At 51.3% G+C, this 12807-nt stretch carries 11 protein-coding genes; 9 read left to right on the forward strand and 2 right to left on the reverse strand.

Annotated features, from left to right (window positions below; all coding sequences use genetic code 11):
* Window positions 1-88 precede the first annotated feature (88 nt).
* The 6 genes from BLX24_RS06450 to nth all read left to right on the forward strand — a co-directional run bounded on the left by BLX24_RS06450 (window position 89) and on the right by nth (window position 7485).
* Window positions 89-2647 carry a beta-N-acetylhexosaminidase gene (locus tag BLX24_RS06450; protein WP_071502248.1) on the forward strand — a complete coding sequence of 853 codons (2559 nt, stop codon included), beginning with the start codon at window positions 89-91 and terminating at the stop codon, window positions 2645-2647.
* A 163-nt stretch (window positions 2648-2810) separates the two neighbouring features.
* Window positions 2811-4865 carry a methionine--tRNA ligase gene (metG, locus tag BLX24_RS06455; protein ID WP_071502249.1) on the forward strand — a complete coding sequence of 685 codons (2055 nt, stop codon included), beginning with the start codon at window positions 2811-2813 and terminating at the stop codon, window positions 4863-4865.
* A 77-nt stretch (window positions 4866-4942) separates the two neighbouring features.
* A complete protein-coding gene (locus BLX24_RS06460; protein WP_229201715.1) occupies window positions 4943-5380 on the forward strand; it encodes a peptidylprolyl isomerase in 438 nt (145 codons plus the stop codon).
* A gap of 461 nt (window positions 5381-5841) precedes the next feature.
* A complete protein-coding gene (locus BLX24_RS06465) occupies window positions 5842-6441 on the forward strand; it encodes an RNA polymerase sigma factor (RefSeq protein WP_071502250.1) in 600 nt (199 codons plus the stop codon).
* Window positions 6416-6652, forward strand: a complete 237-nt coding sequence (locus BLX24_RS06470) for a hypothetical protein (protein ID WP_071502251.1) — start codon at window positions 6416-6418, stop codon at window positions 6650-6652. Before BLX24_RS06465 ends, BLX24_RS06470 begins: the two co-directional genes overlap by 26 nt.
* A 167-nt stretch (window positions 6653-6819) precedes the next feature.
* Entirely contained in the window at window positions 6820-7485 is a 666-nt protein-coding gene (nth, locus tag BLX24_RS06475) for an endonuclease III (RefSeq protein WP_071502252.1), read from the forward strand.
* A gap of 148 nt (window positions 7486-7633) precedes the next feature.
* Here nth and BLX24_RS32065 read toward each other — a convergent pair whose 3' ends face one another.
* Together BLX24_RS32065 and BLX24_RS06480 are read right to left on the reverse strand one after the other, a co-directional pair.
* Window positions 7634-7864: a hypothetical protein gene (locus tag BLX24_RS32065; protein WP_143092582.1), complete on the reverse strand. Its 231-nt coding sequence runs from the start codon at window positions 7862-7864 to the stop codon at window positions 7634-7636.
* Window positions 7865-8002: 138 nt separating this feature from the next.
* A complete protein-coding gene (locus BLX24_RS06480) occupies window positions 8003-8767 on the reverse strand; it encodes a T9SS type A sorting domain-containing protein (protein ID WP_229201716.1) in 765 nt (254 codons plus the stop codon).
* 264 nt (window positions 8768-9031) lie between these two features.
* Between BLX24_RS06480 and BLX24_RS06485 the strand changes: the two genes are divergently transcribed.
* The 3 genes from BLX24_RS06485 (at window position 9032) to hemB (ending at window position 12766) form a co-directional block, all read left to right on the forward strand.
* Entirely contained in the window at window positions 9032-10936 is a 1905-nt protein-coding gene (locus BLX24_RS06485) for a sensor histidine kinase (RefSeq protein ID WP_071502254.1), read from the forward strand.
* Between the two features lie 80 nt (window positions 10937-11016).
* Complete coding sequence (locus BLX24_RS06490; RefSeq protein ID WP_071502255.1) at window positions 11017-11715, forward strand: response regulator transcription factor; 699 nt, start codon at window positions 11017-11019, stop codon at window positions 11713-11715.
* Window positions 11716-11788: 73 nt separating this feature from the next.
* Window positions 11789-12766 (forward strand): porphobilinogen synthase, encoded by a 978-nt coding sequence (gene hemB, locus BLX24_RS06495; RefSeq protein ID WP_071502256.1) that lies wholly within the window; start codon window positions 11789-11791, stop codon window positions 12764-12766.
* The last annotated feature ends 41 nt before the right edge of the window (window positions 12767-12807 follow it).

Consider the following 12807-nt stretch of genomic DNA (forward strand, 5'->3'; position numbering starts at 1 on the left):
CTGCCAGCACAATTTATTGCATTCTGATGGCTATTAAAGCAATTGAGTCGTGCCCTCCGTATCTTCGGCCGCAAATTCTGATTATTGTATGCGCGCCCTGTTCTCCTTTTTCGTCTGCCTGCTGTGGATGCCCGCTGCATTTGCGCAGAAAACCGCATTCGACCCGCAAAAGCTGGCTGTCCGCTGGGAAGTCATCGAAAATAATTACCAGCAGAAAACCCAGACACTGTCGGCCTTTACGCTGACCAATACCGGCAAAACCCCGTTACCGGCCACCGGTTGGGGACTGTATTTCAACTTTGTACGGACCATTAAACCGGGCTCGGCCAATGGCCCGTTGCAGGTCGACCACCTCAACGGGGATTTTTTCCGGCTGGTGCCCAAACCGGAGATGGCACCCCTCAGACCGGGCGCGTCAATCCGCGTTGAATTCGTCTCGGATGCGTGGGTACTCAACGTAACCGACGCGCCTGGCGGCTTGTACTGGGTCCGTGATTCGCAGCCGGAAAAAGGCATTCCGCTACCGAATTACACCGTAGTACCCTCCACAGAACCAAAACAGACTACCCGGTTTCCCGGCGACAAACCTGGCTTTGTCGGCCCGCAGGCGGTCTATGCCCAAAACAAGGCCCTGACCGATATTCCTGAAAACCAATTGCCCAAAATTCTGCCTTCGCCAACGGCTTACCGCGAGACTGGCAGCGCCTTTACCCTGACCGGTGACGTGTCGATTATGACGGATGCGGCCTTTCAGCGCGAAGCCGGTTATCTGGCAAACGAACTGGCGGCTGTGCTGGGAAAAAAAACATCGGTGACGACGCAAAAAGCCCCCGGGCAAATACAGCTTCAAATGGCGGCTATGGCTCCCGGTGCCTACCAGCTTCGGGTAAACGCCGATGGGGTGGTGATCTCGGCCGCCAGTGGTGAAGGTATCTGTTATGGCATTCAGTCGCTGAAAATGCTGTTGCCACCCATGGCCTGGACGAAGCCGCAATCGTCGCTTCCGGTACCCGGCGTTGAGGTGACCGACGCCCCACGGTTTGGCTGGCGCGCCATGATGCTCGATGTGGCCCGTAACTTCCAGCCGAAAACACAGGTGCTCAAGCTCCTCGACCTGATGGCGCTCTATAAACTGAATATTCTGCACTTTCACCTCAACGACGATGAGGGCTGGCGGGTCGAAATTCCGTCGTTGCCTGAGCTGACGGCGGTAGGCAGCAAACGGGGACATACGCTTGATAACAAAGCGTTTCTGCAACCGTCATATGGCTCAGGACCGGATGTACAGAGCCCGACCGGCAGTGGTTTCTATAGCAAAGCCGATTTTATTGAGATACTGAAATATGCCGCCGAACGCCATATCAGCGTGGTACCCGAAATCGAAACGCCCGGCCATGCGCGGGCGGCGGTCAAGGCGATGGATGCGCGGTATGCACGGTTCATGGCCGAAAACAAACCTGCGGAGGCCGGGCAATACCTGCTGCGCGATTTACAGGATGTGTCGGTATACCGCTCAGTCCAGTCCTGGAATGATAATGTCATGAACGTGGCGTTGCCGTCGGTGTATCGCTTTCTGGAGACGGTGACCGACGATCTGCTGGCTATGTATCGGGAAGCCGGTGCACCGATTCAGACCATTCACTTCGGGGGCGATGAAGTACCGGCGGGTGTCTGGGAGAAATCACCGGCCTGTCAGGCGCTCATGAAAACCGATCCGGCCGTAAAAAACGTAGATGACCTGTGGTATTATTACTTCCGGAAAGTCAATGAACTGGTCAGAAAACAGGGGCTTTACCTCTATGGCTGGGAAGAGGTCGGGATGCGGAAAACCAGGCTGGATGGCAAGGCGCACATGATTCCGAATCCGGATTTTGCGGGTGACGGTGTGCAGGTTGATGTCTGGAACAACGTATTGGGGTGGGGAGCCGAAGACCTGGCCTACAAACTGGCGAATGCCGGGTATAAAGTAGTCCTGTCGCCGGTAACGAATTATTATTTCGATATGGCGTATCAGAAATCGTTTGATGAACCAGGTTACTACTGGGGTGGTTTTACGGATGTAGATAAGGGCTATTATTTTATTCCGTACGATTATTTCAAAAGTGCGCGCGAAGACCGTCTGGGTAATCCGCTCGACCGGTCAGTCTTTAACGGAAAAGAGCGGCTGACCGATTACGGCAAAGAAAATATTATCGGGATTCAGGGCCTTTTGTGGAGCGAAACCGTTCTGGGGCCGCAACGGATGGAGTACATGATGCTGCCCAAGCTGATCGGTCTGGCCGAACGCGCCTGGGCCAGTGATCCGGCCTGGGCAACGGGAACGGATGAGGCGGCTAATCAACGGTTGTATGCACAGGCCTGGAATACGTTTGTTAACCAGTTGGGCAAACGGGAGTTGCCGCGTCTGGGGAGCTATGCAGGCGGGTTCGCCTACCGCATCCCGACCGTTGGCGCGGTGGTAGAAGACGGTGCAGTAAGGGCTAATGTGCAACTGCCCGGGTTTACAATCCGCTATACCACCGATGGCAGCCAGCCAAACGCTAATAGTGCGGTGTACGCAGCGCCGGTAACGACCAAAGGCACCATTAAACTGCGGGCATTCAGCGCGCAGGGATTGGGTGGCCGTACGGTTGTAATTCGGCACTGATGTAAGTTCTCTATCTACTTTGCTGGTTAAATCACTAATTTTGCAGCGATTCATCCGGGTGAAAGAGCTATAGTAAGACTAGTTGAATTGTAGGGTTTTAGCGCCCTCATAAGGCAGGCAGTCTGTATCATTCACCCAAAAATCGCAAGAAGGAACACGCTTCATGGCTTTAGAAAACCCACAACGATACACCGTTACGGCGGCATTGATTTATGCCAATGGTCCGATTCACATCGGCCATATTGCCGGTTGTTACCTGCCTGCCGACATCTACGTGCGCTACCTGCGCTCGACGGGGAAAGATGTCGCGTTTATCAGCGGTACCGACGAACACGGTGTCCCGATTACCATCCGGGCGCAGAAAGAGGGCATTACCCCACAGCAGGTAGTTGATAAATACTACGTGCAGATCAAACAGGCATTCGAAGACTTCGGGATTTCATTCGACATTTATTCGCGCACGTCGAATCCGATTCACCACGAAACGTCGCAGGAGATGTTCCTGAATCTGTATAACAAAGGCTATTTCGATGAGGTCGTTACCGAACAGTATTACGACGAAACCGCCGGTCAGTTTCTGGCCGACCGGTATATTGTCGGCGTATGTCCGGTATGCGGTAACGAGAATGCATACGGCGATCAGTGCGAACGTTGCGGCTCTACGCTGAGTCCGACCGAATTGAAGCCACCGCTCCGGTCGATGCTGTCGGGCGCGCAGCCTATCCTGAAGCCGACGAAAAACTGGTATCTGCCGCTGGACCGGATGCAGCCGGAAATTGAGGCCTATGTCAACAGTCATCCGGAGTGGAAAACCAACGTGGCCGGTCAGTGTCAGTCCTGGCTGAAAGAAGGGCTGAAACCCCGCGCCATGACCCGCGATCTTGACTGGGGTGTGAAAGTACCGTTACCGGATACCGACGGGAAAGTACTTTACGTCTGGTTCGATGCGCCGATCGGCTACATTTCCATGACCAAGGAATGGGCTGAGCAGCAAGGCCATGACTGGGAACGCTACTGGCGCGATCAGGACACCAAGCTGGTGCACTTCATCGGAAAGGACAATATTGTCTTCCATTGCATCATCTTCCCGGCCATGTTGATGGCCGATGGAAGCTATGTACTGGCCGACAACGTGCCGGCCAACGAATTCATGAACCTCGAAGGCGACAAGATTTCGACTTCACGGAACTGGGCTGTCTGGCTGCATGAGTATCTTGATGAGCTGCCTGGTAAGCAGGATGTGCTGCGTTACGTGCTGGCGGCGAATGCACCGGAAACGAAGGACAGCGAGTTTACATGGAAAGATTTTCAGGCGCGTAACAACTCCGAACTGGTTGCCATTTTCGGCAATTTCGTTAACCGGGCTGTCGTGCTGACGCATAAATTCTGCGACGGAAAGGTATCCGGCCCGTGCGAGTATACCGACTACGACCGCGAGGTGCTCAACGAACTGGCACAGTTTCCTGACCGCATTGGTCAGGCTATTGCGGGGTATCGGTTCCGCGAAGCCTTATCGGGTCTGATGGACCTTGCACGTCTGGGTAATAAATATCTGGCCGAAACGCAGCCGTGGCAGGTGGTGAAAACCGATCCGGCGCGGGTGAAAACAATCATGAATGTAGCCTTGCAGATTGCGGCAAACCTGTCTGTTGTCTGCGAGCCGTTTATGCCGTTTACGGCAGTGAAGCTGAAAACACAGCTGGGCATTACCGAACATTTCAACTGGACCAACGCCGGCCGTGCCGATCTGCTGGCCGACGGGCACGCTATCGGGCAGGGAGAGCTGTTGTTTGCCAAGATTGAAGACGACGAGATAACGAAACAAGTACAAAAACTACACGACGCGAAACGCATGAACGAACTGGCCACCAAAGCGGTACCGGCTCCGAAGGCAGAAATTGCCTACGATGACTTTGCGAAAATGGACATCCGGATCGGTACGATTGTCGAAGCCGAGCGGGTACCTAAAAGCGATAAGCTGTTAAAACTAAAAGTAGACGACGGATTTGATACGCGTCAGATCCTGAGTGGGATTGCCAAACATTTTACGCCGGAAGAACTAATTGGCAGGCAGGTAACGTTCCTGGCCAACCTGGCTCCCCGCAAAATGATGGGCCTTGAGTCGCAGGGCATGATCCTGATGGCCGAAGACCGCGACGGCAGTCTGGCACTCCTGCCACCCCACAAACCCGTCTGGAACGGAGGAACAGTAAGTTAATCATTGTGATTGAGCGGATTGAGTGATTGAGCGGTTGTTGATCACTAATCCGCTCAATCACTCAATCACAAATTTTTATGAAAGCAGAAATGCGTACCGATAAAGGTACAATGACTATTGAGTTCTTTGAACAGGATGCCCCTAAAACGGTGGAGAACTTTGTGAAACTGTCGAAATCAGGTTATTACGACAATACCACGTTTCACCGCGTAATCCCGAACTTTGTTATTCAGGGCGGAGACCCGACAGGTACGGGAGCCGGTGGGCCGGGCTATTCGATTCCTTGTGAGCTGACCGGTGAGAATCAATACCACGACCGTGGCGTCCTGTCAATGGCGCACCGTGGCCGGAATACGGGTGGTTCACAGTTTTTCATTTGCCATAGCCGTCAGAATACACAACACCTTGACCGTAACCACACGGTGTTTGGCAAGGTTGTTGACGGACTTGATGTAATTGATCAGATCAAGCAGGGTGACAAAATCCAGAGCATCACTATTCTGGAAGAAGCCTAAATAAGTGTGACTTCCGGTGCGTTGCGGAGTCTAATACACAGAACCGGCGCACCGGAACGTCATTTAGTTGGTGCTACCTAGTGTTGGCCTGCTTTTTGATTAGTTTATTAAACGAGCAGAAAAAAAGTTTCATGCGTTAGCCGGGCATTAAATTTCCTTAATTTCAGAGTTGGTTTAAACCCTTTTGGCAAAAAAGGGGTCTATACCGATAAATAGCTTGATAAGTGCAATAAAATCTTTGAAAAGCTAATTTTGACAGAAAAGTAAGGCTTATTTGTATACGTTTTATGCGTTTTTATTGTATTTCGGTTTGATTTTTTACAAAAAAAATTAGCGAAGACTTGCATATTATCGTACTAAAAAGTTACTTTACTGTCAGAAGAAAAGAACGCTACCAAAAAATTTAAACCTTCATATACTATCGGGAGAAAGCTCTACGTTACCTAATTGTCTTACTGAAAATGGAAAAAGCCCAGGTAACAGACAGTGAGCTTATATCTCTGTACATCCGTGGTAGCGAGAAAGCCTTCGAAACATTAGTACGTCGGCACAAGTCAAAGATCTATACAACGATTTACCTCATTGTCAAAGATCAGTATATTGCTGAAGACTTGCTGCAGGACACCTTTATTAAGGCGGTCGATACAATCAAGACCGGTAAGTACAATGAAGAAGGAAAGTTCTTACCCTGGATCATTCGAATCGCTCATAACTTGGCAATTGACTATTTCCGGAAGGATAAACGCTACCCCAATGTAGTGTTTGAAGACGGAAGCAATGTGTTTAACACGCTTGAGTTCTCGGAGGATTCAATCGAATCCATTCAGATCCGGCAGGAAACACACGAGCATTTGCGTGAGTTGATTCAGCGCCTGCCTGAACAACAACGCCAGGTGCTGATCATGCGGCATTACGAGGAAATGAGTTTCCAGGAAATTGCCGATGCTACCGGCGTCAGTATCAACACAGCTTTGGGACGTATGCGTTATGCGCTGATTAATCTGCGCAAACAACTGAGCAAACGAACCCCCAGTTATGATACAAACCTCTACTTACGATGATGTAATCCGGTACGTGTACGAAGAGACTTCCGAAGAGGAGAACCTCGCCGTCGAAGACACACTTATGTCTGATCCGGAGATGATGACCCAATTTCTGGAAACGCTCGAAATCCGTGCGTTGATGAACAGAATTGAGCGCGAGCCCCGCGAAAGTTCAATCCAGAACATCCTGTCGTATTCCCGAAATTATTCGTCAAACCCATCTGTTTAGGGCTATCCTGATGTGATGGGTATTTTTTTGCCGCATGAAATGCAATCCACCTGTATTTCATGCGGCAAAGAGACTATTTTTGCTTTACAGGACAAAAACACCGTCCCGAACAACCGGAAGCGAATCGTTTCCGTGTGTGCCGGTACCATGTCTGCTTCTGAAAAGCTATGCAAAAAAAAGAACGCTTCCGCCGTTTTATAGAATACTTCACGGAACATTTTCCCGAGCCGCAAACCGAACTCAACTTCAGCAATCCGTATGAGTTGCTGGTGGCCGTTATTTTGTCGGCGCAATGCACCGACAAACGTATTAATCAGATAACGCCGGCCTTGTTTGCGCGGTTTCCGGAACCTGAGTCGTTGGCGGCTGCTTCGGCTGATGAGATTTTTACCTACATCCGCAGCGTTTCGTATCCCAATAACAAAGCCAGACACCTGGCCGGTATGGGGCGTATGCTGATGGAACGTTTTGGCGGTGAAGTGCCGGGGTCGCTGGAAGAACTTCAGCAACTGCCGGGGGTTGGCCGTAAAACAGCTAATGTTATCTTATCCATCGTCTACAACCTGCCGACCATGGCGGTTGATACACACGTTTTCCGCGTATCGCACCGGCTGGGGCTGGCCCCGCTGACGGCAACTACTCCGCTGGCCGTAGAGAAGGCGCTCATGGCCTACATTCCTAAACAACACGTACCGCGCGCACACCACTGGCTGATTCTGCACGGGCGATATATCTGCCTGGCCCGCTCGCCAAAATGCGATGCGTGTCCGCTAAAGGATTTTTGTAAATACTACGAGAAACTGACCGGCAAAGCCAGGGTTTCAGTGATGTAAACGTGAATACACAGAAACGCGTACCTTGAAAAGTCTTTGTGCTCCCTTATTTATCTTTGTGGTTAAATAAAACAAAAAAGGCGTCCGCTACCGACGCCCAACGTACTAAATCACAGGAATGCTGAAAGCGTAAAAGCTGCTTTCCGGACTATATGGTTTTAGCCAGCTGCATGCAGGCAACCTTTACCCAATAGGCACAGATTTTCGCCGGATCAAAGGCTGAACCTGAGGCTGGTGCCGTGACGGCGGTTGTGACACCGCGTTTCGCCTTAATCTGTTTGCGGGCGTTAAACAAATTGTGCGGGTGACCCATACCCATCGATTGTAAGCTGATTAATCCTAAGAGTAGGGCGGCTGTTAAGGTCTTTTTCGCTTTCATCGTCATTCGTATTTGTGATTTACATGACAAAGGTAAGTGAATTTTATAATACCTTGCAATACATAGTACTATATTTTTGAAAATATTTTCATAAAAAAAAGAGGAATTCAGCCGTTTCCTGCCAAATTCCTCAAAAAATTAATCAACGACAATCCGGCGCACGGCTCCGTCTTCGTTTTGGGTAACCGTAATGAAATACACCCCTTTAGCCTGCTTGCCCAGATCGATCTGGCCAACAAATTCGCCGGTAAAGTCCTTTACTTCCTTACGGGCCACTTCCTTGCCTTTCGGGTTTGTCACCGAAATCGTTACATCGCCTTTGGCGGGTGCATTGAAGCGGACGTTGAGCTGATCTTTGTCCGGATTGTTCGGGAAGGCATCCAGACCACGGATCGTCGGGGCTTTCATTTTACCATCTACACCGCGTGACCACGCATCAAACGGCCGGATAATGTGTTCGTTAAAGTCTTTCGGGAATGTAAACTCCAGACGACTCAGTTTGTCGTTCAGTGAATCTACGCCGCGACGGAAATCATGCTGCCAGTTGTCGTTATCCCACACCCAGGCATCGCCTTTTGCCTGTCCCGGCCGTCCCTTGTAGAAATACAGCCGGTTCTGGCCCGGACCGCCTTTGGCCCGTAGCGATTCGCGGCCGTCGTTGTCTTCAACAACAATGGTAAGCTGGCGTTTTTTGCCGTCTTTGCGGGTTGTTTTCAACGAGTCAACGAGGCGTTCGACCACCTTATCGCGTTCGTCGGCCGGGAGGTTTTTGTAGGTACGGTCGACCTGGCGGACATCGTCGCCGGAGCGCTCAATGATTTTTACGGTTACCTCGTTCGATTTTTCTGTTTTATCCTGCGCCTGAACCAAACCGGTTGCAGCAGCTGCAAGGAAAAAAGCCATAGCGAACCGCTGAGCGGATATGCATGTTGTTTTCATAGTTAGTACCTGTTTTACTGAGTACAGTTGGTTATCTGGTTTTTCTAAAGACAGCAACTCCGGGGCTTATGTTGCATAAGTGCCCGTGTTAAAGTTTCTTAAAGACTCAATGAACCACCGGTTGCCTTCGTACATTTAGGTGTATGACAGTGGAAAACCGCTGTTGTATCCCGTATTCAGCAGAAAGATGAAAAGCCGGCCCTAAAGGTTGCACAGGAATAAATTAAAATGTCGAAACAACGGATTCGCTGGATTGTAGCGCTGATGGCGGTGGGCCTGCTTGGTTTAGTGGGGCTACAGTTATATTGGGTCAGGAGCGCCTACCGGTTGCAGCAGGAGCAATTTACCTATAAAGTTACGGATGCGCTGCAGGAAGTGGTCCGGACCCTCGAACGGCAGGAGATTTCGTATCTGGCCCGTCAGCGGATACGGGCACAGGAGCAGCAGCAGAAGCTGATCGCTATTTCTAAAAAAGACAGTCAGCCGGCTGCTCCCAAGGCAGAACCCAGGCAGTCTAAAGTACCTCGGGTACCCCGTGAGCCGGTACCCAACCGCATTAACGGGCAACTGGTACTCGATGATAATGGGAATATTGTACGTGGTATGTCACGGCTCGGGATCACTCCGTCGGACGCCTTGCATCCTGTGGATCAGACATTAACGCCTGAACAGGAAGCGGTTGTCGAACACTTTTTACGGCGGCAGGAGATGCTGATGGCGACCGGCGACTGGCAGGCACAGCTCGAAGACCAGCGTCAGTTTGAGGAATGGGCCAGCGGAATACTGGCCGACCAGATAGCCCTGCTCAACCGGCAGCAACTGAAGCAGGATAGCCTGGCGAAACTGGCGCGGAGGCGGCAGGCTAAAGCGAAAACCGCTGAAGTGACATCGGCATCGGTGCTGACGGCCAGCACCCTCAAGGACACCGGCAACCGTATGTCGGAGCATTCACAGATTGTTAAAGACGCCTTGAAAAGTCTCTTTTTGTCTGACCGGCCGATTGAAGAGCGCGTCGACCGCATGACGCTGGACACTCTGCTGCGGCAGGCACTCGAAGACCGGGGCATCCGTCTGCCGTTTGCCTATGGCGTAAAAACCAATCAGACCAGTAAACCGTCGTTTCTGTTTACGACCTTCGGGGGTAATCCGAAGTCATTTGTCGAAAGTGGCTACAAAGCCGCCCTGTTTCCGAATAATTTTCTGGATTCGGGTAACTATGTGTACGTTTATTTCCCCGGTCAGGATGAGTTTATTCAGGAACAGATGACCTTCAACTTTGCCTCATCGGTGATTTTGATTCTGGTTATTCTGGGGTGCTTCTATATTGCGATCAATACGATCATGAAGCAGAAAAAACTGGCCGACATCAAGAACGACTTTATCAATAACATGACCCACGAGTTTAAAACGCCGATTTCGACGATTGCGCTGGCGGTTGAGATGGCGCAGGACCAGATGGCTGTGGGGCAGAGCGTAGGAGCACGGGGTTCGGGGGGGATGTATGGTGATGTTCCGGTCAATGACTACGGTAATCCGGGAACTGAATTCACGGGGCGGCTGTCGCGCTACATGAACATCATCCGTGAAGAAACCCGCCGGTTGGGATCACATGTGGAGAAAGTATTGCAGATGGCCATGCTCGACCGTGGTGAAATTAAACTGAAAGTTACCCGGGTCAATATTCATGACATCATTGAGAAGTCGCTTAACAACATTGGCATTCAGATTGAACAGCGTGAAGGCGAAGTTGATCTGGATTTTGAGGCCGAAAATGAAGTGATTGACGCCGATGAAGTGCACCTGACCAACATTGTGTATAACCTGCTGGACAATGCTATCAAGTATTCGCCGGAGACCCTGCACATTACGATCCGGACCCGCAGCCTGCCCGAAGGCGTATGTCTGACGATTGCTGATCGGGGAATCGGAATGACCAAAGAGCAGGTGAACCGCATCTTTGAGACGTTTTATCGGGTGCCGACCGGCAACCTGCATGATGTAAAAGGCTTCGGACTCGGGCTGAGCTATGTTCAGAAAATGGTGGACGCCCACCACGGCCGCATCCACGTTACCAGCGAACCCGGCCAGGGAAGTACATTTGACGTTATTATACCTTATAAAATGAATGAGTGATTGGGCGGTTGAGTGATTGAGCGAGGGAATAACAGCCCTTTCAGTCACTCAATCACTCAACGACTCAATCACCATTACCTATGCCACAAATACTAGTTGTTGAGGATGACCCGAATCTGGGTCAGCTGCTTCAGGAATACCTGATCCTGAAGGGATTTGATACCGACCGCGCGACGGATGGAAATCAGGGGCTCGAGATGTTTACGAACGGGCAGTATGATCTCTGTATTTTCGACGTGATGATGCCGAAGAAAGATGGTTTTTCGCTCGCCAAGGAGGTGCGGATGACCGGCCGCGATGTGCCGATTATCTTTCTGACAGCCAAATCAATGAAAGAAGATACCATTCAGGGATTTAAGCTCGGGGCTGATGATTACGTGACCAAACCGTTCAGTATGGAGGAACTGCTGCTGCGCATTCAGGCGATTTTGCGCCGGTATCAGCGGGGAGCGGCCGATGCCATCGAATCGACTACCTACCAGATCGGCACCTTTGTGTTTGACTATCCGCACCAGACGCTGTCCCGGCCCGACGGGGGCGGAAATCTGGCAAGCCAGAAACTAACCAGCAAGGAATCGGAGTTATTAAAGTTGTTTGCCCAGAACCTGAATCAGCCGTTAAGCCGTAGCTTTGCCCTGAAAATGGTTTGGGGCGATGACTCGTACTTCAATGCCCGCAGCATGGATGTATACGTGACCAAGCTCCGGAAGTACCTGCGTGAAGACGAATCGGTACAGCTGGTTAATGTGCACGGCGAGGGTTTCAAACTGATTGTGTGATTGTTGTAATGGCAGAGCGGCTGATCGGGATACGGGGCTAATCATCCATTACAGCCTGTTAACGAAAAGACGGATGAATATTATTCGAAGACCACGCCGGAACCGGCAGTCGGCAGCAATTCGGGACATGGTGCAGGAAACGCGCCTTTCGGTCCATGATTTTATTTACCCCATGTTTGTCATGGAGGGGGAGAACGTGCGCAGCGAGGTGGTGTCGATGCCCGGCGTTGCCCGTTTCTCCAAAGACTTGCTGCTCGATGAAATCGGTCAGTGTGTAGACCTTGGTCTGCGGACGTTTGCGCTGTTCCCGAATCTTCCGGAGAGCAGAAAAGATAAATACGCTACTGAAAGCCAGAACCCCGACGGGTTGTATCTGCAAACGGTACGCGCTATCAAAGACCGTTTCCCGGATGTGGTGGTGATGACTGACATTGCCATGGATCCGTATAGCTCAGACGGGCACGACGGCATTGTGGAAAACGGTCAGATTCTGAATGACGAAACACTGGAGGTACTCGGTAAGATGGCCGTTGCGCAGGCGCAGGCCGGTGCCGACATCGTTGGGCCTTCTGACATGATGGATGGCCGTGTGGGTTACATCCGGCAGACACTCGACACACAAGGCTTCAAAAATGTATCGATCATGGCCTATACGGCCAAGTATGCCAGTGCGTTCTACGGTCCGTTCCGCGATGCCCTTGACTCGGCCCCGCGCTTCGGCGACAAAAAAACGTACCAGATGAATCCTGCCAATAGCCGGGAAGCGTTGATTGAGGCTGACCTGGATCTGGCCGAAGGCGCTGACTTCCTGATGGTAAAGCCTGCCCTGGCGTACCTCGACATCATCAAGCTGCTGAATGATCACTATCACCTGCCGATTGCGGCCTACAACGTCAGCGGCGAGTATGCCATGATCAAAGCGGCTGCCCAAAACGGCTGGCTCGACGGTGAACGCGCTATGATGGAGTCACTAATGGCCATGAAGCGCGCCGGTGCCAACGTCATTCTGACCTACTTTGCCAAGGAAGCGGCCGGGGTGTTGGGGGCGTAATATATTGGTGGTTCTGAGTTACTGATTTATATTCTGTGTGG

This window comes from Arsenicibacter rosenii (assembly GCF_001870735.1).
Classification (GTDB): Bacteria; Bacteroidota; Bacteroidia; order Cytophagales; family Spirosomataceae; genus Arsenicibacter; species Arsenicibacter rosenii.